Annotated in this window: 17 protein-coding genes; 10 read left to right on the forward strand and 7 right to left on the reverse strand. The window is 68.0% G+C overall.

The features are described from left to right. Window positions 1-103: 103 nt before the first annotated feature. Both ACT53N_RS10000 and ACT53N_RS10005 read left to right on the forward strand, forming a co-directional pair. On the forward strand, window positions 104-1,726 hold the full coding sequence (locus ACT53N_RS10000; RefSeq protein WP_476063749.1) for a family 43 glycosylhydrolase: 1,623 nt from the start codon (window positions 104-106) through the stop codon (window positions 1,724-1,726). A 139-nt stretch (window positions 1,727-1,865) separates the two neighbouring features. After that, a complete protein-coding gene (locus ACT53N_RS10005) occupies window positions 1,866-2,723 on the forward strand; it encodes a rhamnogalacturonan acetylesterase (RefSeq protein ID WP_476063750.1) in 858 nt (285 codons plus the stop codon). On the opposite strand, the gene ACT53N_RS10010 is transcribed toward ACT53N_RS10005, so the two are convergent. Next, window positions 2,720-4,312 (reverse strand): MBL fold metallo-hydrolase RNA specificity domain-containing protein, encoded by a 1,593-nt coding sequence (locus ACT53N_RS10010; RefSeq protein WP_476063751.1) that lies wholly within the window; start codon window positions 4,310-4,312, stop codon window positions 2,720-2,722. The genes ACT53N_RS10005 and ACT53N_RS10010 overlap by 4 nt on opposite strands. Before the next feature lie 129 nt (window positions 4,313-4,441). Here ACT53N_RS10010 and ACT53N_RS10015 point away from each other — a divergent pair, with 129 nt between their 5' ends. Beyond that, entirely contained in the window at window positions 4,442-5,209 is a 768-nt protein-coding gene (locus ACT53N_RS10015) for an LOG family protein (protein ID WP_476063752.1), read from the forward strand. Here ACT53N_RS10015 and ACT53N_RS10020 read toward each other — a convergent pair. Beyond that, entirely contained in the window at window positions 5,206-5,802 is a 597-nt protein-coding gene (locus ACT53N_RS10020) for a TetR/AcrR family transcriptional regulator (RefSeq protein WP_476063753.1), read from the reverse strand. The genes ACT53N_RS10015 and ACT53N_RS10020 overlap by 4 nt on opposite strands. Before the next feature lie 187 nt (window positions 5,803-5,989). Here ACT53N_RS10020 and ACT53N_RS10025 point away from each other — a divergent pair, with 187 nt between their 5' ends. The 4 genes from ACT53N_RS10025 to ACT53N_RS10040 all read left to right on the forward strand — a co-directional run bounded on the left by ACT53N_RS10025 (window position 5,990) and on the right by ACT53N_RS10040 (window position 12,134). Further along, window positions 5,990-7,165 carry an efflux RND transporter periplasmic adaptor subunit gene (locus ACT53N_RS10025; protein ID WP_476063754.1) on the forward strand — a complete coding sequence of 392 codons (1,176 nt, stop codon included), beginning with the start codon at window positions 5,990-5,992 and terminating at the stop codon, window positions 7,163-7,165. A gap of 12 nt (window positions 7,166-7,177) precedes the next feature. Next, a complete protein-coding gene (locus tag ACT53N_RS10030) occupies window positions 7,178-10,339 on the forward strand; it encodes an efflux RND transporter permease subunit (RefSeq protein ID WP_476063755.1) in 3,162 nt (1,053 codons plus the stop codon). Window position 10,340: 1 nt separating this feature from the next. Continuing rightward, window positions 10,341-11,744 carry an AdeC/AdeK/OprM family multidrug efflux complex outer membrane factor gene (gene adeC, locus ACT53N_RS10035; protein WP_476063756.1) on the forward strand — a complete coding sequence of 468 codons (1,404 nt, stop codon included), beginning with the start codon at window positions 10,341-10,343 and terminating at the stop codon, window positions 11,742-11,744. Between the two features lie 225 nt (window positions 11,745-11,969). Further along, a complete protein-coding gene (locus ACT53N_RS10040; RefSeq protein ID WP_476063757.1) occupies window positions 11,970-12,134 on the forward strand; it encodes a hypothetical protein in 165 nt (54 codons plus the stop codon). Here the strand turns inward: ACT53N_RS10040 and ACT53N_RS10045 are convergent. Next, window positions 12,131-12,598 carry an Lrp/AsnC ligand binding domain-containing protein gene (locus ACT53N_RS10045; RefSeq protein WP_096052310.1) on the reverse strand — a complete coding sequence of 156 codons (468 nt, stop codon included), beginning with the start codon at window positions 12,596-12,598 and terminating at the stop codon, window positions 12,131-12,133. The genes ACT53N_RS10040 and ACT53N_RS10045 overlap by 4 nt on opposite strands. 444 nt (window positions 12,599-13,042) lie before the next feature. Between ACT53N_RS10045 and putA the strand changes: the two genes are divergently transcribed. The 3 genes from putA (at window position 13,043) to ACT53N_RS10060 (ending at window position 19,294) form a co-directional block, all read left to right on the forward strand. Next, the gene (gene putA / locus ACT53N_RS10050; protein ID WP_476063758.1) at window positions 13,043-16,132 is read left to right on the forward strand and encodes a bifunctional proline dehydrogenase/L-glutamate gamma-semialdehyde dehydrogenase PutA; all 3,090 of its coding nucleotides are present in this window, start codon (window positions 13,043-13,045) and stop codon (window positions 16,130-16,132) included. 132 nt (window positions 16,133-16,264) lie between these two features. Beyond that, window positions 16,265-17,593: a glycoside hydrolase 5 family protein gene (locus tag ACT53N_RS10055; RefSeq protein WP_476063759.1), complete on the forward strand. Its 1,329-nt coding sequence runs from the start codon at window positions 16,265-16,267 to the stop codon at window positions 17,591-17,593. A gap of 84 nt (window positions 17,594-17,677) precedes the next feature. Next, on the forward strand, window positions 17,678-19,294 hold the full coding sequence (locus ACT53N_RS10060) for a carboxylesterase/lipase family protein (RefSeq protein ID WP_476063760.1): 1,617 nt from the start codon (window positions 17,678-17,680) through the stop codon (window positions 19,292-19,294). 31 nt (window positions 19,295-19,325) lie between these two features. Here ACT53N_RS10060 and ACT53N_RS10065 read toward each other — a convergent pair whose 3' ends face one another. The 4 genes from ACT53N_RS10065 to ACT53N_RS10080 all read right to left on the reverse strand — a co-directional run bounded on the left by ACT53N_RS10065 (window position 19,326) and on the right by ACT53N_RS10080 (window position 23,466). After that, window positions 19,326-20,099 (reverse strand): MerR family transcriptional regulator, encoded by a 774-nt coding sequence (locus tag ACT53N_RS10065; RefSeq protein WP_476063761.1) that lies wholly within the window; start codon window positions 20,097-20,099, stop codon window positions 19,326-19,328. Between the two features lie 73 nt (window positions 20,100-20,172). Further along, a complete protein-coding gene (locus ACT53N_RS10070; RefSeq protein ID WP_476063762.1) occupies window positions 20,173-21,432 on the reverse strand; it encodes a hypothetical protein in 1,260 nt (419 codons plus the stop codon). A gap of 202 nt (window positions 21,433-21,634) precedes the next feature. Continuing rightward, window positions 21,635-22,798, reverse strand: a complete 1,164-nt coding sequence (locus ACT53N_RS10075) for a hypothetical protein (protein WP_476063763.1) — start codon at window positions 22,796-22,798, stop codon at window positions 21,635-21,637. Between the two features lie 71 nt (window positions 22,799-22,869). Then, on the reverse strand, window positions 22,870-23,466 hold the full coding sequence (locus ACT53N_RS10080; RefSeq protein WP_476063879.1) for a GNAT family N-acetyltransferase: 597 nt from the start codon (window positions 23,464-23,466) through the stop codon (window positions 22,870-22,872). Window positions 23,467-23,608: the final 142 nt, after the last annotated feature.

The raw sequence follows: 23,608 nt of genomic DNA on the forward strand, positions 1-23,608 counted from the left end.
GGGCGTTTTCTTTTACGCCGCACGCAAATGACACCGGTGGACAAAACCGTCCCAGCCGCTAGCTTGGCGACAACAAAACAAGTGCGCGTTCGGGAGAAACACCATGGTCGACATCAATCGCCGAGGCGCGCTGGGCTCGCTGCTGGCCGGCGCCGGCCTCACCGCTCTGCCTGCTTCAGGCCAGGCGATGCAAATGGGCCTCCTCCCCGCCAAGCCGACCAGCGGTCCGACCTGGACCAAGGGCGTCGAGGGCCAGCGCAAGGCGGATCTGGGCGACGGGACCTTCCTCAACCCGATCCTGACCGGCGACCGGCCCGACCCGTCCATCCTGAAGGACGGCGCCGACTACTACATGACCCACAGCTCGTTCGACGCCTATCCGGGGTTGCTGATCTGGCACAGCCGCGACCTGGTGAACTGGACGCCGGTCACCGCCTCGCTGAAGACCAACATCGGTTCGGTCTGGGCGCCGGAGATCTGCAAGCACAAGGGCCGCTACTACATCTACATCCCGGCCAAGTACCCCAACAACAACACCAGCTACGTGATCTGGGCCGACAAGATCGAAGGGCCGTGGTCCGAGCCGATCGACTTGAAGCTGCCGCGCTACATCGACCCGGGCCACATCGTCGACGAGAACGGCGAGCGCTGGCTGTTCCTGTCCGGCGGCGACCGCATCAAGCTGGCGCCCGACGGTCTGTCGACCGTGGGCAAGCCCGAGCACGTCTACGATCCCTGGCGCTATCCGGACGACTGGGACGTCGAGGGGTTCTCACCTGAGGGCCCCAAGGTGATGAAGAAGGGCGACTACTTCTACATGATCACCGCCGTGGGCGGCACGGCGGGCCCGCCGACCGGCCACATGGTGATCGCCGCCCGCGCCAAGTCGCTGGCCGGTCCTTGGGAGAACCACCCGCGCAACCCGCTGGTGCGCACCGTCGACAACGCCGAGAAATGGTGGTCGCGCGGCCACGCCACCCTGGTCGAGGGGCCCACGCCCGGCGACTGGTGGACCGTCTATCATGGCTATGAAAACGGCTACTACACGCTGGGCCGCCAGACCCTGCTGGCCCCGGTCACCTGGACCGCCGACGGCTGGTTCGACATCGGCGGCGGCGATCTCAGCCAGCCCATCAAGAAGCCCAAGGGCGGCAAGCCGGGTCCGCACGGCATGGCGCTGTCGGACGACTTCAGCACCGACAAGTACGGCGTACAGTGGAACTTCTTCGATCCGAAGCCCGGCGAGCAGGACCGCATCCGGCGCGAAGGCGGCGCCCTGATCCTGAAGGGCGCGGGCGAAGCGCCGTCGACGGGCTCGCCGCTGATCTTCGTCAATGGCGACCAGGCCTATGAGATCGAATGCGAGATCGAGATCGAGCCCGAGACCCGCGCCGGCCTGATCCTGTTCTACGACCGCCAGCTCTATTGCGGCCTGGGGTTCGATGCGAAGAACTTCGTCACCCACCAGTACGGCATCGAGCGGGGCCGCCCGGCGAATCCGCATGGCGCCCGGATGCTGATGCGGCTGCGCAACAACCGCCACATCGTCAGCTTCCACACCAGCGGCGACGGTGGAAAGACCTGGAAGCGCTTTGATCGCGGCATGGAGGTCAGCGGCTACCACCATAATGTCCGCGGCGGCTTTTTGATGCTGAAGCCGGGGCTCTACGCGGCGGGCAAGGGCTCGGCGCGGTTCCGGGGATTCAAGTATCGGGCGTTGCCGTAAAAACTGTCATCCCGGCCCAGCGCGCAGCGCGCCGAGCCGGGACCCAGGGGCGGCGCGCACGGCGTTCTGTCACCCCCTGGGCCCCGGATAGCGCTCCGCGCTTCCGGGATGACACACGTTGTTTGGGCTGGGAGTTGAGATGCTGAAAATCGTGCTGGCGGCCGCCGCCCTGCTGATCGCGCCTGTCGCCGTCCACGCCCAGGAGCCCGTCTTCAAGGCGTCCAAGATCGTGCTCGTGGGCGACTCCACCGTGGCGGTCAACAGCGGCTGGGGCGGGGCGTTCTGCGCCACGCATGTGACCTCGAACATCGCCTGCGTGAACCTGGGACGCGGCGGTCGGTCCAGCCGCACCTATCGCGAGGAAGGCTCCTGGTCCCTGGCGCTGAAGGAGATGAGCGCCGGCGGATTCGAGCAGACCTTCGTTCTGATCCAGCTGGGCCACAACGACCAGCCGGGCCGCCCCGAACGCTCGACGGACCTGGCCACCGAGTTCCCCGTCAACATGCGGCGCTTCGTCGAGGAGGCGCGCGCGACGGGCGCCAAGCCGGTGCTGGTCACGCCGCTAATCCGTCGCCAGTTCAAGGACGGGAAGGTGTTCGACGACCTCGCCCCCTGGGCGCAGGCGATCCGCAAGCTGGCCGCCGAGACCAACACCCCGCTGGTGGACCTGCATGCGCTGAGCCGCGAGGCCGTCCAGGCCATGGGTCCCGTGGCCGCGCTCTCCCTGGCCCAGGCGCCGCCCCCACCTGAGGTCGCCGTCTCAGCCGGGTCGGGAACCACCAGCGGCGCGATGTTCTATGAGCCAGTCCTGCCCGGCGCCGCAGCCCCGCCCCGCCCGCCGGCCGCGCCGCCCTCCCCGCCCGGCGCGATGGGCAGCTTCAAGCCGTCGTTCGACTACACCCACCTGGGCCCCGAGGGCGCGGCGCTGTTCTCGGCCATGGTCGCAAAGGCGCTGGCGGACGTCGCGCCGGCGCTGCGGCGTAACCTTCTCCCCTAGCCCCGCCCCTGCAGCGTCGCCGTGAGCGACCGGAGCAGAGCCTCGCGCGCGCGGTCGTCCGGCGCCTCGGCCAGCGCCTGGCCCAGCGCCACCTGGAACGCTACCCGCTGATTGTGCCAGTCGAGCTTGCCCGGCGCCCCGGCCGGCAGACGCGGCCGCGCCTCACCGATCGGCTGCGCTGCGCCGACGCCGTCCAGGACGAAGCCCTCGTCCAGCGCGGGGATCACCAGACGCTCGGGCGGAAAGTCCGCCTCGACCAGACGACGCCGCAGACCTTCGGTCGCGTCGGGTTCGCCGTGGGCCAGGAAGATGGAGCCCGTCACCGGCAGCCGATCCTTGGCCCAGGCCACCAGCCCCGCCGCGTCAGCGTGACCGGAATAGGCGTCCAGTTGGCGGATGCGGGCGCGGACGCTGATCTCGTCGCCCCGGATCGTCACCCGGTTGCGGCCGTCGGCCAGAAGGCGGCCCAGGGTGCCGGTGGCCTGGTAGCCGCACAGCAGGACCGTCGCCTCGCGTCGCCACAGCAGGCGCTGCAGGTGCTTTCGCACCCGGCCTGCGTCGCACATGCCGCTGGCGGCCAGGATGACGTGCCAGCCCTTCAACCGGTCCAGACCATCGCTCTCGGCGGGCGAGTCGAGGAACCGCAGGTGCTGCGAGGGCCGCAGCGCCGCGAACGGATTGGTCTGGGTGCGCGGGTTCCAGCCGCGTTCCTGGAAGACCTTGGTGGCCTCGATGGCCAGAGGCGAGTCCAGGAAGATGTCGCCCCTCGGAACCTCGCCCTGGTCCATCAGGTCCAGCAGGTCGACGAGGAGCTCCTGGCTGCGCTCGACCGCGAAGGCCGGGATCAGCAAGGGACCGCCGGCGGCATGGGCGGCGCGGACCTCCTCGGCCAGCTGCTGCTTGCGCGCGGCGCTGTCGATCCCGACGCGGTCGCGGTCGCCGTAGGTCGACTCGAGGATCAGGTGATCGACGCCGACCGGGGCGTCAGGATCATCCAGGAACGGACTGCCGCCGGGCCCCAGATCGCCCGAGAACAGGAGGCGCTTCGTCTTGCCCTCCGGACCGACGTCCAGCGATATCGAGGCGGCGCCCAGCATATGTCCAGCCGGCCAGTAGGTGGCGACGATGTCTTCGGCGATGCGGACCGGCTCGCCCAGCTTGACCTTTCGGAACTGCTTGGCCACTCGCTCGCCGTCGCGCTCGGTATAGATCGGCTCGACCGGCGGCAGGCCGCGCCGCAGATTGCGGCGGTTGAGGCTCTCGACCTCATTCTCCTGGATGCCGCCGGCGTCGACCAGCATCACCGCGCCCAGGTCGCGCGTGGCGGCCGTGGCGTAGATCGGCCCCTCGAAGCCGGCCAGCATCAGCTTGGGCAAGAGGCCCGAATGGTCGATATGGGCGTGGGTCAGCAGCACCGCGTCGACGCGTCCCGCATCGAACGGAAACGGCTGGTAGTTCAAGGCCTTCAGGGTCTTGGAGCCCTGGAACATGCCGCAATCGATCAGCACGGTGGCGTGGTCCGTGACCAGCCGGGCGCAGAAGCCGGTGACGCAACCGGCCGCGCCGTGGAAGGTCAAGCTGAGGGTCATCGGGTGGCCTTCCGAGTTGTCGTCGCCCCGCACCAGGGCTTGCGCGCGCCGCCCGCGCCCTGATCTAGGTCAAGTCCGCGCGGCGATCGCCCGATAGTCTGCGCCCAGAAACCCTTGCGAGCCACCATCGTGACCGACGTCCCCGACAACACCGCGCAACTGGCCTCATCGTCCTATCGCCTGGCGGCCCTGGACCAGGACTTTCTGCTCGGCGAGTCGATGCGCGGCGTGCGGTTCCTGCTGGAGTTCGCCAAGGCCGACGAGGCCCTGCGCCGCTGGGGCGTGCGCTCGACCATCGTGGTGTTCGGCAGCGCCCGAGTGCGCGAGGACGACCGGCCCGAGCGCGCCCGCTGGTACGCCGAGGCGCGGCGGCTGGGCCGTATCGTCTCCGAGCGCGGCGGGGCCAAGCATCAGAACGGCGACAAGGTCCGCGACAACGTCATCGCCACCGGGGGCGGGCCGGGCCTGATGGAGGCCGCCAACCGGGGCGCCTTTGAAGCCGGCGCGCCGTCGATCGGCTTCAACATCACCCTGCCGCACGAGCAGGTTCCCAATCCCTACAGCACGCCCGACCTGACCTTCCGCTTCCACTATTTCGCGATGCGGAAGATGCACCTGGCCATGCGGGCCAACGCGCTGGTGGTGTTCCCGGGCGGCTTTGGCACGTTCGATGAGCTGTTCGAGATCCTGACCCTGCGCCAGACCGACAAGGCCCCGCCCATCCCGATCGTGCTGTTCGACGAGGCCTACTGGCGGTCGATCATCAATTTCGAGGCGCTGGTCGGCCACGGCATGATCGCGGCGTCAGACCTTGAACTGCTGCATTTCGCGGATGATGCGGAGGGCGTCTGGGACGAGCTGGTGCGCTGCGGGCTGGAGTTGCCGGAAACGCCCTAGCTCAGCAGGTGCCGCACGGTGGACCGCAGCACGGCCGTCAGGGCGTCACGGTCGAGGTCGGGGTGGTTTACGCCCCGCAGCAGCAGGCCGTCGAACAAAAGACCCACCACCTCGCAGCGGGCCTGGAACTCGGCCTCGGTCCACTCAGGCTTGCGGTCGCGCTCCATCATGGCGCGGGCCAGGGCGCGCTCCTGCTCGTCGGCCGAACGGACGATGGCGGCGACCTTGCAGTTACGGGCCGCCTCGGCCACCACCTCGAGCGCCAGGGCGGCCCGGCGCGGGTCGAAGCACTTGTCGATGGCCTCGGGCAGGTGATCGTCGATGGAGTCGCGCAGCGTGCCGGGCTGCTTCTCCATCTCGGCGAACTTGTCGCGCATCTCGGCCAGGTCCTGGGCGACGATGGCGGCGATGATCGCCTCCTTGTTCTCGAAGTAGCGATAGATCTGGCCGACGCTCAGGCCAGCGACCTTGGCGATGTCGGCCATGCTGGCGCCGTGGAAGCCCGACTGGCGTACGCGCTCGCACGCCGCATCCAGGATCTGCTGGCGGCGCGTTTCCGGCGACGGACGACCTGCATGAGTCTCGTCAGCCATTGAAAATCCTGTTCGGCATTACATTTCCGTTAGGGCAGCCAAACTCTCGGCGCTGGGTGTTGACTTGCGACACTCCCGCTCCTATGTCCAGCCCGCTTGAGAATGAACGTTCATTCTCACATTGTTCATCATACCGGCCGCGTCAAGGGTAATAGCCCACGCGACCTTCTCCTCCCCGGGGTCAAACATGCATTTCCAACGCTCGGTCGCGGCGACGACCGTGGGACTCGCCGCCATTGCGCTCACCCTCACCGCCTGCGGCCAGAAGCCGGGCGGAGGCGGCGGCATGGGCATGGGCGGCCCCACCGAGGTCGGTTACGTCGTGGTCCAGTCGCAGTCTGTCGGCTTGACCACGGAACTGGCCGGCCGCACCTCGGCCTATCTGGTTTCGGAGGTGCGCCCGCAGGTCAGCGGCGTCATCAAGGCGCGCCTGTTCGAGGAAGGCTCGATCGTTCGCGCCGGCCAGCCGCTGTATCAGATCGACCCCGCCACCTATCAGGCCGCTTACAACAGCGCCGCCGCCGCTCTCGCCCAGGCCCAGGCCCAGGCGACCGCCGCCAAGCTGAAGGCCGACCGCTACAAGGCCCTCGTGGAGACCGGCGCGGTCTCCAAGCAGGACAATGACGACGCCCAGGCCGCCGCCCTGCAGACCGCCGCCGCCGTCGGCGTGCAGAAGGCCGCGCTGGACACTGCCAGGATCAACCTCAACTACGCCCGCGTGACCGCCCCGATCTCGGGCCGCATCGGCAAGAGCAGCGTCACCGCCGGCGCCCTGGTCACCGCCAACCAGGCCACCGCCCTGGCCACCGTGCAGGACCTGTCGAAGGTCTATGTCGACCTGACCCAGACCTCGGCCGAGCTTCTCAAGCTCCAGGCCCAGTTCGCCTCGGGCAAAGTCGGCCGCTCCGGTTCGGCCCAGGTGACGCTGAAGCTGGAAGACGGCTCGACCTATCCGATCCCCGGCCGTCTGGAGTTCTCCGACATCACCGTCGACCCGGGCACGGGCGCGGTGGGACTGCGCGCGGTGTTCGCCAATCCGAACGGCGTGCTGCTGCCGGGCATGTATGTCCGCGCCGTGCTCAGCCAGGGCGTCGCCTCGGGCGGTATCCTGGCGCCGCAGACGGCGATCCAGCGTGACCCCAAGGGCGGCGCTCTGGTCACCGTGGTCAACGCCAAGGGCCAGGCCGAGCCGCGCCCGGTCACCCTGGGCCAGACCGTCGGCGACAAGTGGCTGATCACTGGCGGCCTGAACGCCGGCGACAAGGTCATTGTCGAAGGCCTGCAGAAGATGCGCCCCGGCGCGCCGATCAAGCCGGTTCCGGCCGGCTCGACGTCCGCCCCTCCCGCTCAAGCCCAGCGCTAAGGCCGGCTACCCATGCTCTCGCGTTTCTTCATTGACCGGCCCATCTTCGCGTGGGTCATCGCCATCGTGATCATGCTGGCCGGGGCGCTCGCCATCCGGACCCTGCCGATCGCGCAGTATCCCGACATCGCCCTGCCCCAGGTCACCATCTCGGGCGTCTATCCCGGCGCCTCGGCCAAGACCGTCGAGGACAGCGTCACCCAGGTCATCGAGCAGAAGATGAAGGGCCTGGACGGCCTGGAATACATGTCGTCGACCAGCGACAGCTCCGGCGCGGCGTCCATCACACTGACGTTCAAGGCCGGGACCGACATCGACATCGCCCAGGTCCAGGTCCAGAACAAGCTGCAGACCGCCACGGCGTTGTTGCCGCAGGAAGTGCAACAGCAAGGCCTGACGGTCGCCAAGTCAGCGCGCAACTTCATGATGGTGGTCGGCCTCTTCTCCGAGGATCCGAAGACCACCAACACCGACCTCGCCGACTATCTGGCCTCCAACATCCTGGACCCGCTGAGCCGCGTCGACGGCGTCGGTGACATCCAGCTGTTCGGCGCCCAGTACGCGATGCGCATCTGGCTGGACCCGCAGAAGCTGGCCAGCTTCAGCCTGACCCCGGCCGATGTCGCCACGGCGATCCGCGCCCAGAACGCCCAGGTCTCGGCCGGCCAGATCGGCGGCGCGCCGAACCTGCCGGGCACGGGCCTGAACGCCACCATCACCGCCCAGTCGCGCCTCCAGACGCCCGAGCAGTTCCGCGACATCATCGTCAAGAACACCGCAGGCGGCGCCACTGTGCGCCTGTCCGACGTGGCCCGCGTCGAGCTGGGCGCCGAGAACTACGGCTCGGTCGCCAAGTTCAACGGCAAGCCGGCCGCCGGCCTGGCCATCCGCCTGGCCCCCGGCGCCAACGCGCTCGACACCGCCGCCGCCGTCAAGGATCGGATGGCCCAGCTCGAGCAGTCGTTCCCCGCCAACTACAAGTACGTAGTTCCCTACGACTCGACGCCGTTCGTGAAGCTGTCGATCGAGGAAGTGGTCAAGACGCTGATCGAGGCCATCATCCTCGTGTTCATCGTCATGTTCCTTTTCCTGCAGAACTGGCGTGCGACCCTGATCCCGACCATTGCGGTGCCGGTGGTGCTGTTGGGCACGTTCGGCGTGCTGGCGGCCTTCGGCTACTCGATCAACACGCTGACCATGTTCGGCCTGGTGCTGGCCATCGGCCTGCTGGTCGACGACGCCATCGTCGTGGTCGAGAACGTCGAGCGGGTGATGTCCGAAGAGGGGCTCTCCCCCCTAGAGGCCACCCGCAAGTCGATGAGCGAGATCACCGGCGCCCTGATCGGCATCGCCCTGGTGCTGGCGGCGGTGTTCGTGCCGATGGCCTTCTTCGGCGGCTCGCAAGGCGTGATCTACCGCCAGTTCTCGATCACCATCGTCTCGGCCATGGCCCTGTCGGTGGTCGTCGCCCTGATCCTGACGCCCGCCCTCTGCGCCACGCTGCTGAAGCCCGTCGAGGCCGGCCACAAGGAGCACCAGACCGGCTTCTTCGGTTGGTTCAACCGCAGCTTCAACGACATGTCGTCGCGCTACCAAGGCTCGGTCCGCAAGATCCTGGGCAAGAGCGGCCGCTGGATGGCGATCTACGCCGCGATCATCGTGGCCATGGGCCTGCTGTTCGTACGCCTGCCCAGCGCCTTCCTGCCCGAGGAAGACCAGGGCACCATGCTGACGCTGGTCCAGCTGCCCGCCGGCGCGACCGAGGAAAAGACCCTCGCCGTGCTCGAACAGGTTCGCGACCACTTCCTGGTCGGCGAAAAGGAGGCCGTGCAGTCGGTGTTCACCGTCTCGGGCTTTAGCTTCGGCGGCGCTGGGCAGAACGCAGGCCTGGCCTTCGTTCGCCTGAAGGACTTCGAGCACCGCAAGGCCGCTAACCTCAAGGCTCCCGCCGTGGCCGGTCGCGCGATGGGCGCGTTCAGCCAGATCCGCGACGCCATGGTGTTCGCCGTGGTGCCGCCGGCCGTGCCGGAACTGGGCACCTCGTCGGGCTTCGACTTCCAACTTCAGGACGTCGGCGGCGTGGGTCACGAGACCCTGATGCAGGCCCGGAACATGATGCTGGGCATGGCCGCCCAGGATCCCAATCTGGTCGGCGTGCGCCCCAACGGCCAGGACGACACCCCGCAGCTGAAGATCACCGTCGACCAGGCCAAGGCTGGGGCGATGGGGCTGACCACCGCCGACATCAACAGCGCGCTCAGCGCGGCCTGGGGCGGCGCTTACGTCAACGACTTCATCGATCGCGGCCGGGTCAAGAAGGTCTACATGCAGGCCGACGCGCCGTTCCGCATGACGCCCGAGGACCTGAACCGCTGGTACGTGCGCAACAACCAGGGCCAGATGGTCGCCTTCCCGGCCTTCGCCACGGCGTCCTGGACCTACGGCTCGCCGCGTCTGGAGCGCTACAACGGCCTGTCGTCGATGAACATCCAGGGCTCGCCCGCGCCCGGCAAGAGCTCGGGTCAGGCCATGGCGGCCATGGAAAAGCTCGCCGCTCAACTGCCCAAGGGCGTCGGCTTCGAGTGGACCGGCCTCTCGGCCCAGGAGCGGGAATCGGGCAACCAGGCGCCGGCCCTCTACGCGATCTCGATCCTGGTCGTGTTCCTGCTGCTGGCGGCGCTCTACGAGAGCTGGTCGATCCCGCTGGCGGTGATCATGGTGGTGCCCTTGGGCATCATCGGCGCCCTGGCGGCCACGTTCCTGCGCGGCCTCAGCAACGACATCTACTTCCAGGTGGGCCTGCTGACGACCATGGGCTTGGCGGCCAAGAACGCCATCCTGATCGTGGAGTTCGCCAAGGACCTCTACGAGAAGGGCATGGGCCTGATCGAGGCCACGCTGGAGGCGGTTCGCCTGCGCCTGCGCCCGATCATCATGACCTCGCTGGCCTTCGTGTTCGGCGTGCTGCCCCTGGCCATCTCCAACGGAGCGGGTTCTGGCGCACAGCACGCGATCGGCACCGGCGTCATCGGCGGCATGATCTCGGCCACCCTGCTCGCGATCTTCTTCGTCCCGCTGTTCTTCGTGGTGGTCGAGAAGATCTTCAAACCCAAGCACCGCGGTCACGATACCGCCAGCGCCCAGGGCGACGCCCCGGCGGCGGAGGCTCACTGAGATGCTGCGTAACCTCTCCCTGATCCTGGTCGCCTCGACGGCGGTCGGCGCCTGCACCCTGGCGCCCAAGTACGAGCGCCCCACCCTGCCGGTCGCCCAGACCTGGTCGACCCCGACGCCCGAGGCGGCCACCACCGTCTCGGCCGCCGATCTCGACTGGCGCCAGGTGCTGGTCGATCCGCGCCTGCAAGGCGTTGTCGACCTGGCCCTCAAGCAGAACCGCGACCTGCGCGTGGCGGTGCTGAACATCGAGCGGGCCCGCGCTCAGTACGGCGTCCAGCGCGCCGCCCTGCTCCCGGGGATCAACGGCGCGGTCTCCGAGCAGCGCGGCCGCACCCCGGCCTCGACCTCGCAGACCGGCCAGGCCTTCGACACCGAGGTCTACAGCGCCACCATCGGCTTCACCGCCTATGAGCTGGACCTGTTCGGCCGCGTCCGCAGCCTGAAGGACGCGGCGCTGCAGAACTATCTGGCCACCGAGCAGACCCGCCGCTCGGTCCAGGTCAGCCTGATCGCCGAGACCGCCAACGCCTGGCTGACCCTGGCGGCCGACCAGGAGCGCCTGGCCCTGGCCCAGAGCACCCTGGCCACCCGCGAGGACTCGCTGCGTCTTGTGCGTCAGCGGGTCGATGGCGGGGCCGGTTCGCTGCTGGACCTGCGCAACGCCGAGACCCTGGCCGAAACGGCCCGGGCCGACGTCGCGGTCTACACCGCCCAGGTCGCCCAGGACCGTAACGCCCTGACTCTGCTGGCCGGCGGCGAGTTGCCCGCCGACCTGCTGCCCACGGGACGCCTGGACGCCGACAGCGTGCTGGCGGACCTGCCAGCGGGGCTGCCCTCGGATGTTCTGGTGCGTCGCCCCGACGTTCTGGCCGCCGAACACCAGCTGCAGGCGGCCAACGCCAATATCGGCGCGGCGCGGGCGGCGTTCTTCCCGCGCATCAGCCTGACCGGTTCGACGGGCTCGGCCAGCACCGACCTTGGCGACCTCTTCAAGAGCGGCACGGGCGTCTGGAGCTTCACGCCTCAGATCAGCCTGCCGATCTTCGCCGGCGGGGCCAACGTGGCGAACCTGAACATCTCAAAGGCCGACCGCGATATCGCCGTGGCGACCTATGAGAAGACGGTGCAGACCGCGTTCCGCGAGGTCTCCGACGCCCTGTCGGTGCGCGCGACGGTCGCCGATCGCCTGGCCGCCCAGGAGCGCCTGACCGCCGCCGCCGCCGACAGCACACGCCTGTCGCAGCAGCGGCGCGACGCGGGCCTGGACAGCGCACTGACCTTGCTGGACGCTCAACGCAGCCTCTATACGGCGCAACAGGGCCTGATCAGCACGCGCTTGGCCCAGGCGACCAACCTTGTGACCCTCTACAAGACCCTCGGCGGCGGCGCGCCCGCGGCCTGAGGCTAAACCGCTTCCCCGGCTCTGGCCGGGGGAGTTCGCTGTCCATCATCCCCCCCGATGGTCGCGAACGGAACGGGCGAGCTCCTCCCCCCCCCTGTGAGCCGCCCGTTCCACCTTCGCAGATGCGCCAGGCCTCCTCGAAACGGGGAGATTTACTCTACTGCGATCACATTTACGCAATCGATTGAGTTAGATTTCGCGCAGGCATTGACTCGGAGTCGACCCATGTCGCCCTCGAAGGAAAAAGAACTAGCGCTCCATCTGACGGGCATCGCGGTCGCGACCGTGCTGGCCATCGCCGCCATCGTGCTGGCGGCCGCCTGCCCGCCGCAGGATCTCAGGCCCGAGCGCGGCCAGTTGTTTGCGACCTCAAGCCACGGCGCGCTCTAAAGCGGCAGCTGCACCGTGCTCTTGACCTCTTCGAGCACCGCATAGGTCCGCGTTTCACGCACGCCCGGCATCTTGACCAGAATGTCGCCCAGGAAGCCGCGATAGGCCTCCATGTCGCGCACGCGCGCCTTGATCAGATAGTCGAAGCCGCCGGCCACCATGTGGCACTCCAGGATCTCGGGCGCGCGACGGACGGCGGCCCCGAACTCTTCGAAGACATCGCCGGTCGTGCGCTCCAGCACCACTTCCACAAAGATCAGCAGCGCCCGGTCGACCTTGGCCGGATCCAGCAGGGCGGCGTAGCCGGTAATGAAGCCGCGCTCGCGCAGTCGCCTGACCCGGTCGAAGGTGGCCGCTGGCGAAAGGTTGCAGCGCTTGGCGAGCTCGGCGTTGGTGATCCGGCCGTCGGCCTGCAGAACCTTCAACAGCCGGCGATCGGTGTCATCTAGAGCGGAAATGGCCATATCGCACTTTCACCGAATAACCTTCGAAAATTAAACACTACAAACGTAGCACATTCGGAGAATGCAGGGGTATACCCCGCATCGTTCCAGCGCCGCCTGGCGCCGCCCCTCCTCCTCAAGGCGCCTGCGGAAACGGCCAGCCGCCGTGGTCTGGAACTGACGCGACGCTCGCCCCTCTCCCCCTAACCGGGCGTCGCGCTAGAGAGGAAGGGACGCGAGCGTCTCCCCCCCTGAACGCGTCCCTTCCTCCCTCCCCATTTGCCCTTGTCCTGGCCTTCCGCGCAGACTTGCGCGCGCACAAAGCCCGCGCTGCGCCGCACGCTGGAGCGGACGAACATTTTCCGCGTTCCGGCCGAACAAGTTTCGCTTCCGCCGGCCAACAAACGAAGCACCTTCCGTCATACCCGAGTTAGACCGACGATATACCAACAAGCGGAAACGACCATGACCGATTGGGATAGCCTCGACGCCGGCAAGTATCGCGACGAAGCCGCAGTGATCGCCGACCTGCTCGCCGCCAAGCCGCTCTCCAGCGAAGACCGCGCGGCCGTCCGCGCCGAGGCCGAGGCGCTGGTCCGCGGGGCTCGCCGCAGCGTCCGCAAGCAGGGCGTGGTCGAAAGCTTCCTGCAGGAGTTCAGCCTGGGCACCCGCGAGGGCCTGGCCCTGATGTGTCTGGCCGAGGCGCTTCTTCGCACCCCCGATGACGACACCCGCGACAAGCTGATCGCCGAAAAGATCGGCTCGGCCGACTGGGCCAGCCACCTGGGCGGCTCCGACAGCCTGTTCGTCAACGCCTCGACCTGGGGCCTGATGTTGACCGGCAAGATCGTCGAGCCCGACGCCGAGGCTCAGAAGGACTTGCCCGGCTTCATCAAGAAGCTGGCCGGGCGCCTGGGCGAGCCAGTGATCCGCGCCGCCGTCGGCCAGGCCATCCGCATCATGGGCGAGCAGTTCGTCCTGGGCCGCACGATTGAGGCGGCGATCAAGCGCGCCGCCGCCGAAGGCGACATGTGCAGCTTCGACATGCTGGGCGAAGGCGCCCGCACCGCCGCCGACGCCGCCCGCTATGAAAAGTCCTATGCGGACGCCATCGAGACGGTCGGAAAGCTGTCGAATGGCGCCGGTCCCGAGGCCGGCCACGGCGTGTCGGTCAAGCTCTCGGCCCTGTGCCCGCGCTATGAAGCCACCCACGAGGACCGCGTCTGGGAGGAGCTCTATCCCCGCACCCTGCGCCTGGCCAAGATCGCCGCGCGCCACAACCTGAACTTCACGATCGACGCCGAAGAGGCCGACCGCCTGGCCCTGTCGCTGAAGCTCTTGGACAAGCTGTGCCGCGAGCCGGAGCTGGGCGACTGGAAGGGTCTGGGCCTCGCCGTCCAGGCCTATCAGAAGCGCTGCGGCGAGGTGATCGCGCGCCTGAAGACCCTGTCGGAACAGACCGGCCGCCGCCTCATGGTCCGCCTAGTCAAGGGCGCCTATTGGGACAGCGAGATCAAGCGCGCCCAGGTCGCCGGTCGTCCAGACTACCCGGTCTATACGACGAAGCCGGCCACGGACCTGTCGTATCTGGTCAACGCCAAGGCCCTGATCGACGCCGCCCCGCACCTTTACGCCCAGTTCGCGACCCACAACGCCCACACCCTGGCGGCCGTGGTGCGCATGGCCAAGAACGCCGGCGTGAAGATCGAGCACCAGCGCCTACATGGCATGGGCGAGGCCCTGTATAAGGCCGCCGACGACCTCTATGACGGCATCACCCTGCGGGCCTACGCTCCGGTGGGCGGTCACGAGGACCTGCTGCCCTACCTCGTCCGTCGCCTGCTGGAGAACGGCGCCAACACCTCGTTCGTCCACGCCCTCCTGGACGAGCGCGTGCCGGTCGAGAAGGTCGTCACCGACCCGATCGACACGGTCGAGGCCCACCCCGACCGCCACGCCAAGATCCCGACGCCGATTCACGTCTATGGCGAGCGCCGCCAGAACAGCGCGGGCCTGGATCTGTCGGTAAAGGCCGACCGTGAACGCCTGACCGCCGCTGTCACCGCCTTGGACGGCGTGACCCTGTCGGCCGGTCCTTTGATCGGCGGCAAGGTCGTGGCCGGCGGCGCGCCGCTGCCGGTGATCGCGCCCGCCAATACGCAGAAGACCGTCGGCGTGGTTTCGGAAGCGCAAGGCCCGCAGATCGACGAGGCCTTCAAGCTGGCCCGCGCCGCGCAGCCGGCCTGGGACCGCGCCGGCGGCGTCGCCCGCGCCCAGGTGCTGCGCGCCATGGGCGATGCGCTGGAAGCCAATATCGAGCGCCTGATCGCCATCCTGTCGCGCGAGGCCGGCAAGACCCTGTCGGACGGCATCGCCGAGGTGCGCGAGGCCGTCGATTTCTGCCGCTACTACGCGACGCTGGCCGAAGACCAGTTCGGCGAGGCCGAGATCCTGAAAGGTCCGGTCGGTGAAACCAACAGCCTGCGCCTGGCCGGGCGCGGCGTCTTTGTCTGCATCAGCCCGTGGAACTTCCCGCTGGCCATCTTCACCGGCCAGATCGCCGCCGCCCTAGCCGCCGGCAACGCCGTGCTGGCCAAGCCCGCCGAGCAGACTCCGCTGATCGCGTTCGAGGCGGTGAAGCTCTATCACGCCGCCGGCCTCGACCCGCGCCTGCTGGCCCTGCTGCCGGGTCGCGGCGAGACCGTCGGCGCGGCCCTGACCAGCCATGAGGGCCTGGACGGCGTCGCCTTCACCGGCGGCACCGACACCGCCTGGCGGATCAACCAGACGCTCGCCGCCCGACAAGGCCCGATCGTGCCGTTCATCGCCGAGACCGGCGGCCTCAACGGCATGTTCGTCGACACCACCGCCCAGCGCGAACAGGTCATCGACGACGTGATCGTCAGCGCCTTCGGCTCGGCCGGCCAGCGCTGCTCGGCCCTGCGCCTGCTGTTCCTGCCCGAAGACACCGCCGACCACATTATCGACGGTCTGAAGGGCGCGATGGACGCCCTCGTCCTCGGCGATCCGGCCCTGGCCGTCACGGATGTCGGCCCGGTGATCGACGCCGAGGCCAAGGACGCATTGGACAAGCATCTGGCCCGCCTGAAGTCGGACGCCAAGGTGCTGCACGCTCTCGCCGCCCCCGCTGGCGGGACCTTCTTCGCCCCGGTCCTGGCCGAGATCCCGACCGCCGACTTCCTGGAGCGCGAGGTGTTCGGCCCGGTGCTGCACGTGGTGCGCTACAAGCCTGAAAACCTCGAAAAGGTCGCCGGCGCCCTGGCCGCCCGTCGCTATGGCCTGACGCTGGGCATCCACTCGCGGATCGAGAGCTTCGCCGCCGACGTCCAGCGCCTGGTCCCGGCCGGCAACGCCTATGTCAACCGCTCGATGACCGGCGCGGTCGTGGGGGTCCAGCCGTTCGGTGGCGAGGGCCTGTCGGGCACCGGCCCCAAGGCCGGCGGCCCGCACGCTCTGCTCCGCTTTGCGGTCGAGCGCGCGCTCAGCGTCAACATCACCGCCCAGGGCGGCGACCCGGCGCTGCTGAACCTGTAACGGCCTACTTCACAGCCGATCCGAAAAATGACGAAGCTCCCCGACGCTGTCGGGGAGCTTTCCGTTGTTAGCGCTATCAACGCGCGGCATGTTACCCGCCGAGAGCCCCGCAGAGGTTCGCCGGAGGACGCCATGACCCTTTCCCGCCGCCACCTGATCGCCGCCGCAGCGGCCCTGCCTGCGATCGGCGCGGCCAAGGCGCCTACGCCGCCGAAGGGCTTCGTGACGGTCAAGGACGGCCGGCTGAGCCTGGACGGCAAGCCCTATCGCTTCGCCGGGACCAATGTCTGGTACGCCGCCTGGCTGGGCGCGCCGGCTGGCTATGGCGACCTTGGCCGCCTGCGCCGAGAGCTCGATCGCCTGAAGGCCATGGGCGTCACCAACCTGCGCATCCTCGGCGCGGGCGAGCAATCGCCGGCCAAGGTGGCCATGGACCCGACCTTCCGAGGCCCGGGCGAGGACTATAACGCCGACCTGCTGAAGGGCCTCGACGTCACCCTGGCCGAGATGGCCCAGCGCGACATGAAGGCGGTCATCTACGTCAACAATTTCTGGGACTGGTCGGGCGGCATGCCGGCCTATCTGAACTGGGCGGGCGACGGTCCCTGGTTCCAGCAGGGAGATCCCGCCCATCCGTGGCCCCAGTACGCCGACTATTCGGCGCGGTTCTACGCCAACCAGAAGGCCAACGCCCTCTTCCGCCACTATGTGACGAGCCTTGTCAGCCGGGTCAGCACCGTCACCGGCAAGCCCTATCGCGATGATCCCACGATCATGGCCTGGCAGCTGGCCAACGAGCCGCGCCCCGGCGGCTCGGACGCGTTCGGCAAGAGCAACATGCCCGCCTATCAGGCCTGGATCCGCGACACCGCCAGCCTGATCAAGCGCCTCGACAACCAGCATCTGGTCACCACCGGCAGCGAGGGGACCATGGGCTGCATGGGCCTGGAGTCCTGCGTCGTCGACGCCCACGCCCCGCCGGTGATCGACTACATGACCATCCACATCTGGCCCAACAACTGGGGCTGGATCAGCATGACCGACCAGCCCTCGACCTATGAGGCGGGCGAGCAGAAGTGCCGCGACTATGTCGCCCAGCACATCGCCCTGGCCAAGCGCCTGAACAAGCCGCTGACCATCGAGGAGTTTGGTCTGATCCGCGACGGCCGCCAGTTCGCGCCCGGCTCGCCGACCACCTATCGCGACCGCTTCTACAAGACGATGCTGGATCTGGCCCTAGCCGACATGAAGGCCGGCGGGCCGACGGCGGGCGTCAACTTCTGGGCCTGGAACGGCGAGGGCCGCGCCCAGCAGCCGAACGCCTGGTTCAAGAAGGGCGACAAGAGCTATGTCGGTGATCCGCCTCAGGAGGAACAGGGCCTGTTCGGCGTCTTCGACGCCGACGCCTCGACCCTGGCGGTGATCGCCGAGCACGCGGCGGCGGTGAAGGCGCTGGGCTAGCCACCCGGCGACAAAGGGATTGTCACCGGTGTCACCCGTGATACCGCTTCGGACCGCTCGTCAGAAAGCGCCGAAGGAAACCCGATGCCCGCCACCCGCCGCACCCTGATCACCGGCGCCGCCGCCACAGCCGGCTACGCCGTCCTGCCCCGCGCAGGCTTTGCCGCCGAAGCGCGCTCGCCCGTGGTGGCGACCACGAACGGCAAGGTGCGCGGCTACGTCCAGGACGGGGTCTGCGTCTTCAAGGGCCTACGTTACGGCGCCGACACCGGCGGGGCGCGGCGGTTCATGCCGCCAGTGGGGCCGCAGCCCTGGGCCGAGGTGAAGGACGCCCTCGCCTATGGCCCCGCCTCGATGCAGACCGGCAAGGGCGAGGAGGGCGAGACCCTCTCGGAAGACTGCCTGTTCCTCAATGTCTGGACCCCAGCCAAGGCCTCGCGGAAGACCGGTCTGGCCGACGGCGGCAAGCGGCCGGTGATGTTCTACATCCACGGCGGCGCCTATAATGGCGGGTCGGGCGCCAGCCCCTGGTATGAGGGAACCAAGCTCGCCAAGCGCGGCGACGTCGTGGTGGTGACCGTCAACCACCGCCTGAACGCCTTCGGCTATCTCTATCTGGCCCGGCTGTTCAACGATCCGTCGGTCGCTGACAGCGGCAATGTCGGACAGCTGGACCTCGTGCTCGCCTTGCAGTGGGTGCGCGACAACATCGCCAGGTTCGGCGGCGATCCCGATTGCGTCATGCTGTTTGGCCAGTCGGGCGGCGGGGCCAAGATCGCCACCCTGATGGCCATGCCCGCCGCCAAGGGCCTGTTCCATCGCGCCGCCACCATGAGCGGCCAACAGGTCACGGTCGGCGGCCCGTTCAACGCGACCAAGCGCGCCAAGGCTTTCCTCGACAAGCTGGGGATCAAGGACCTGGCCGCCCTGCGCGCCCTGCCCGCCGCCGAGATGCTGGCGGGGCTGAAGGCGGTCGATCCGATCGCCGGCGCGGGCGGGGTCTATATGGGCCCGGTGCTGGACCAGCGGTCGCTGACCCGCCACCCGTTCTTCCCCGACGCCGCGCCCCAGAGCCTGTCGATCCCGATGATGGTCGGGAACACCCACGACGAGACCAAGGGCTTCATCGGCTGGGACGCCAAGGCCTTCCCCCAGACCTGGGACGAGGTGATCGCCCGGCTGCCGGGGCAGTTCGCCGCACGCATCGACATCGATCCCGAGACGGTGGTGGCCTTCTACCGCCAGACCTATCCGAACTATTCGCCGGCCGACGTCTTCTTCGCCGCGTCCACGGCGGGGCGCTCTTGGAAGGCGGCGATCATCCAGGACGAAGAGCGGGCCCGCGCCGGCGCGCCGGCCTACGCCTATCAGGTCAACTGGCGCTCGCCGATCCAAGGCGGGATCTTCGGCGCGCCGCACACCATCGACATCGGGCTGGTGTTCGGCACGCTGGACGCCAAAGGCTCGATCGTCGGGATAGGCCCGGACTCGGTGGCCATGTCCAACACCATGAGCGACGCCTTCATCGCCTTCGCCCGCACGGGCGACCCGAACGGCGGCGCCCTGCCCAAGTGGGAGCCCTACACCCTGCCCCGCCGCCAGACGATGGTGTTCGACACCGTCTCGCGGCTGGAGGACGATCCGCGCGGCGTCGAGCGTGAGTTCTTCAACCGCGTGCCCTTCACCCAGTTCGGGACGTGAGGTCGTAGAGCCCCCCGGATCAAAGATCGGATCAGGCCCCTCGCGCTCGCGCGAACACCCGCATCGCCTCGGCGAAATACGTCGTCAGGCCCGGCGCGATGGACTCGTAGCGGGCGGTGAACTCCGGATTGTCCTCGTAGAGATGCGCCAGTCCGGCGAAGGCGTCCGGGGTGGGTTCGCGGTTCCAGGACTTGCCAATCCAGGCCCAGTGCCGACGCATGATCGCCGTCACAGGCTGGCTGTCGACCGGCAACCCCTGGCTCAAGGCCTTGGACAGATCGTGCTCGATCGCCTTGGCCTCTTCCTGAAACTGGGACCAGTCCTGCTTGCCCCAGGTCTTCATGCCCGCCTTAGCGTCGGCGATGCGCCGGGTGGCTTCTTCGCCATAGCGCTCGACCAGTTCGGCCTCGTATCCCGCCTGTTTCTCGGCGTCGAAGCCCGCGAAAAGCATCTTGTCATCCATCGTCTCGTCTCCTTCGAGGTCGGCGAGGGTGCGGTCGACGACGTCCACCAGCCGGGCGTAGCGCTCGGCCTCCGCCGCCAGTCGCGCGCGCTGGGCGCGCAAGGCGGCGGCGAGGTCGAACCCTGGCTGGTCCAACGTAGCCTGGATGTCCTTCAGCGGCGTTTCCAGAGCCCGATGGAACAAGATCTGCTGCAGGCGCAGCAGGTCCTGGCGATCGTAGTAGCGATAGCCGTTAGCCCCGACGGCGCGGGGCTTAAGCAGGCCGATGGCGTCATAGTGGTGCAGCGCACGCACCGAGACGCCCGAAAGCCTCGCCATCTGTTTGACCGTGTAGACGTTCAACGCGACCTTCCCTCTCAATGACGAGAGCCATCAGGTCTGACGTGGCGTGAGGGTCAAGCGTCGGGTTTCGTGGTCAGGCCGCGCTCTTGGCCAGGGCGGCGGGCGCGCCGTCGGCGACCGCCACAGGCTTGTCCATGAGGTCGGTGACCGCCGGTCCCTGAACGCGGACGACGCCGGCGGCCTTGCAGGCTTCCAGCTCCACGGGCGAGGTGACGTTCGCCACGCACTGCATGACGCCCTTGGCGGCATAGGCGGACTTACGCTCGACGAACTTGAGGATCTGCTTGAGACGCTCATGCTCGGTCTCGCCCGCCAACACCAGAGTGATGCTTTCGAGGAGCTCCGGCGGCAAGCCCTGGACCGGGAAGGTCGGGTCCGTGATCCGCAGATCCATCGCCGCGAACGCGCCCGACAGCAGGGCTCGCATCTGCTGCAGCATGCCGATCGAAGCCTCGCGCGGCGCCCCGTAGATCGACGCGGTCAGGCGGGGGCGCGCATCAAGGGGATAGCGCGACAGGCGAGCCTTGTAGGACTCCTGCGAGGCGGGCGTGATCAGGTTCCAGAAGCCGAACGACGCCTGGATTTCGCCGAATGATGCGGTTTTCAGCGCGGCCTGGAGGTCGGTCAGCGCCACGAGGTCGCGCTTCAGCAGCTTGGTGTCGTCCTCGGGCGGCGCTTCGACCAGATCGGCGCGCATGGCGATCGTGGAGCCGATGAAGACGCACTGGGACAGATCGTAGACGCCCCACCAGCCCGTATCGGCCGGTCGCTCTGGCGCGACAGCCTTGGGGGCGGTCGGCGCAGGCGCGGCGGCGGGCGCCGGCTTGGCGGCGGGCTTGGCCTTGACGGGCGGCGGTTCAACCTCAGCGGCCTTGGCCTTTTCGGCCGCGTAGACCTTGGCTTCCTCGCGCGTGGCCGGCATCGGCTTGATCGCGTCGGCGGTCACCACGTGAATCCGTCCCGGCTCACCGCCGTAGCCCTCGCCGGCCATCAGGGCGGCCAGTTCCTTTTGCGAAAGGGCCGAGAAGTGCAGGACCGCAGTTTCGTCGCCCTCGAAGGTCATCAGGGCGATCTGGCCGATAGGCCGGTTGGGAAACAGGGTCTTCTCGAGCTCGACCGCCAGACCCTGCACTTCCGCCGGGTCCAGTTGATCAGCGCGATGATCGGCGAGCACGAACGCCAGCGGAGCGACGGCCCCACATTTACGCGGCGCGCGCCACTTGGCCTTCAGGAACGCGTCCGCCACGCCCTGCGCCTTGTGCTTGGGCATATCCCCGGGGCGCATGTCGCCGTCGGCGGTGAACAGGATGCGAAGGCAGGCGATGGCCGTCATGCGCGCAGCATGCGCCGCCATTCCTCGACAATTCGTTAGGGAGAAGCCGCCTTTCGCACAGCCTCAGCCCATTTTTTTTGCGCTGCTGAAAACGATTGAATACAAGAAATAGTATTTATTTCAAAGCCTTACAGAAATCCCAGATTGGGGAGATTGAGGCGCGTGAAGCGGCTTGCGGCGAAACGTCTCTGGCGGCGGGATGTCAAGCGCGCAGCGGCAACTCAGTGAGCGGTAAGGTCTGATCGGCGACGGGCGTAGAGAAGAGCGCGCTGACAAGCGGTCCCTTGACGATGTGCGCGCCCATCTTGCGGGCCAGCTCCAGTTCGCGCGGCGCTTTGACGCCCGCGAGCCCAACCCGGATCTTACGCGCGACATATTGGCTGCGCGCCGACAGAAAGCGGTGAGCCTTGAGCATCCGCGCCTTCTCATCCTCCTCCGGCAGTTGGAAGATCACGCAATGCGCCAGGGCGTCCGGAAGGGCCTGGACGTAAAAGCCCGGATCGTTCACGCACAACCCCACCCGCGCGAAGAACGGCTGCACCAGCTCCCGCAAAGGTCCGATGGTCGAGAAGGGCAGGTCGCGGGGCGCGTCATAGACCATCGCCCCCAGCCGTTCGCGCACTGAGTCAGGGATGGCCGAAAAGCGTTCGCGACAGGTGTCCCGCAAGCCGCCCCGCGCCACGCTCCAAAGCCGGACGCCAACCCAGGCCCTTAGCCGCGGATCGCCCTCCAGAGCCGCCACCGCCCGATCCAGAGCCAAGAGATCGCGATCCAGGAAATCAGCGTCGTTCTGGGGCTCGGCCTCGCCAGGCTTCAAGAAAGGCTGGATCTGACTGGCTTCAAACCTCTGGGTGGGCAGGCTGTAGACCCCGCGCCAACCCAGGCGGACCGGCGCCGCGTCGGCCTGGGCCTGCTCGGCGACGACGCGGGGCGTCGATCCCCAGGGCGCGAGCTCCCGGACGCCGTCCTGACTGACAATCCGAGTGCGGCCTTCCGGCGGCGGCGGCTCGCTGCCGCCCCGCATCGCCAGAAGCTCTTCTTCCGGCAGCGTGGTGAACTTCAGGACCTGCTCTTCGTCGCCCTCAAAGGTCAGCATGCAGAGGTCCTGCTGACCCTGGGTGCCAAACAGATGCACCTGCAGCTCCGCCGCCATCTGGCGCAGCTCCTCGCCGTTGAGGGTGTCAGCGCCGGGATCGATCAGCACATAGGCCCCGGGTCCCACGCGCCCATGTCGGCGGGGCGCACGCCAGTTCACATCGATATAGCCGGAGGCGACCTTGTCGATCTTGGCCGGCGTGACGCCGTCAAGCGTGACGCTTCGCGCGCCATGTTCGATGCAAATGCGTAGACAAGCCATTCCAGCCATGGACCAGCATTCATGGCCAAGCTTGTTGAGAAAGTATTGTTACGCCAGCTTCGCGCCAGATTGACGCAAGGTCAGGCGAACGTTTCGCTCAGGCGGAATTCCAGGCGCTCACGAATGGCCGGCCAGTCGTAGTCGGTGATCGAGAACACGGCGGTGTCACGGATATGGCCCGTCCAGGTGACCTTGTGGTTGCGCAGCACGCCCTCCTTCGTGGCGCCCAGCTTCAGGATCGCCGCCTGGCTGCGGGCGTTGCGTACGTCGGTGACCAGTTCCACCCGGATTGCGTCGGCCTTGTCGAACGCGTGGCCCAGCATCAGACGCTTGCTCTCCGGATTGACCGGACCGGACCGCGCGTCGGGATTGAGGAAGGTCGCGCCGATCTCGAGCCCGCCATGCAGGCGCCGGATGTTCAGATAGCTGGAGGTGCCGACGACCTTGCCGTCGGAAAGACGCCGGATCGCAAAGCCGATCCGCTCGCCCCGGTCGGTCTCGCCCTGCAGCGCGCCCCAGAAGTCCTCGAAGCCCTCGCCACAGCCGTTGACCGACATGATCTCCCAGCTCTCGGGATCGCAGTCGATGGCGGCCTTCAGTTCGTCGCGATGATCGACGGTGACGGGTTCGAGCCGTACGTAGCGGCCCTGCAGGATGTCGGCGGTCAGGTTCAGCATGGCGACGTTGTCGGCGATGATCGGCGTCAAGACAACCGAAAGCCGCGCACCAGCCGCTACGTACGTCTTCCTGCCCGCTTGCCGCCCGCGGAAAGCCGGTCTACTAATGCTTCAAACAACTGTTTGACACCGAAATAAGCGG

This window comes from Caulobacter sp. DMC95 (assembly GCF_056313785.1).

Bases quoted from the DNA above. Each gene is read 5' to 3' on its own strand.
- ACT53N_RS10000 (WP_476063749.1), top strand. From the start codon at position 104: ATGGTCGACATCAATCGCCGAGGCGCGCTGGGCTCGCTGCTGGCCGGC.
- ACT53N_RS10005 (WP_476063750.1), top strand. From the start codon at position 1,866: ATGCTGAAAATCGTGCTGGCGGCCGCCGCCCTGCTGATCGCGCCTGTC.
- ACT53N_RS10010 (WP_476063751.1), bottom strand. From the start codon at position 4,312: ATGACCCTCAGCTTGACCTTCCACGGCGCGGCCGGTTGCGTCACCGGC.
- ACT53N_RS10020 (WP_476063753.1), bottom strand. From the start codon at position 5,802: ATGGCTGACGAGACTCATGCAGGTCGTCCGTCGCCGGAAACGCGCCGC.
- ACT53N_RS10025 (WP_476063754.1), top strand. From the start codon at position 5,990: ATGCATTTCCAACGCTCGGTCGCGGCGACGACCGTGGGACTCGCCGCC.
- ACT53N_RS10030 (WP_476063755.1), top strand. From the start codon at position 7,178: ATGCTCTCGCGTTTCTTCATTGACCGGCCCATCTTCGCGTGGGTCATC.
- adeC (WP_476063756.1), top strand. From the start codon at position 10,341: ATGCTGCGTAACCTCTCCCTGATCCTGGTCGCCTCGACGGCGGTCGGC.
- ACT53N_RS10040 (WP_476063757.1), top strand. From the start codon at position 11,970: ATGTCGCCCTCGAAGGAAAAAGAACTAGCGCTCCATCTGACGGGCATC.
- ACT53N_RS10045 (WP_096052310.1), bottom strand. From the start codon at position 12,598: ATGGCCATTTCCGCTCTAGATGACACCGATCGCCGGCTGTTGAAGGTT.
- putA (WP_476063758.1), top strand. From the start codon at position 13,043: ATGACCGATTGGGATAGCCTCGACGCCGGCAAGTATCGCGACGAAGCC.
- ACT53N_RS10055 (WP_476063759.1), top strand. From the start codon at position 16,265: ATGACCCTTTCCCGCCGCCACCTGATCGCCGCCGCAGCGGCCCTGCCT.
- ACT53N_RS10060 (WP_476063760.1), top strand. From the start codon at position 17,678: ATGCCCGCCACCCGCCGCACCCTGATCACCGGCGCCGCCGCCACAGCC.
- ACT53N_RS10070 (WP_476063762.1), bottom strand. From the start codon at position 21,432: ATGACGGCCATCGCCTGCCTTCGCATCCTGTTCACCGCCGACGGCGAC.
- ACT53N_RS10075 (WP_476063763.1), bottom strand. From the start codon at position 22,798: ATGGCTGGAATGGCTTGTCTACGCATTTGCATCGAACATGGCGCGCGA.
- ACT53N_RS10080 (WP_476063879.1), bottom strand. From the start codon at position 23,466: ATGCTGAACCTGACCGCCGACATCCTGCAGGGCCGCTACGTACGGCTC.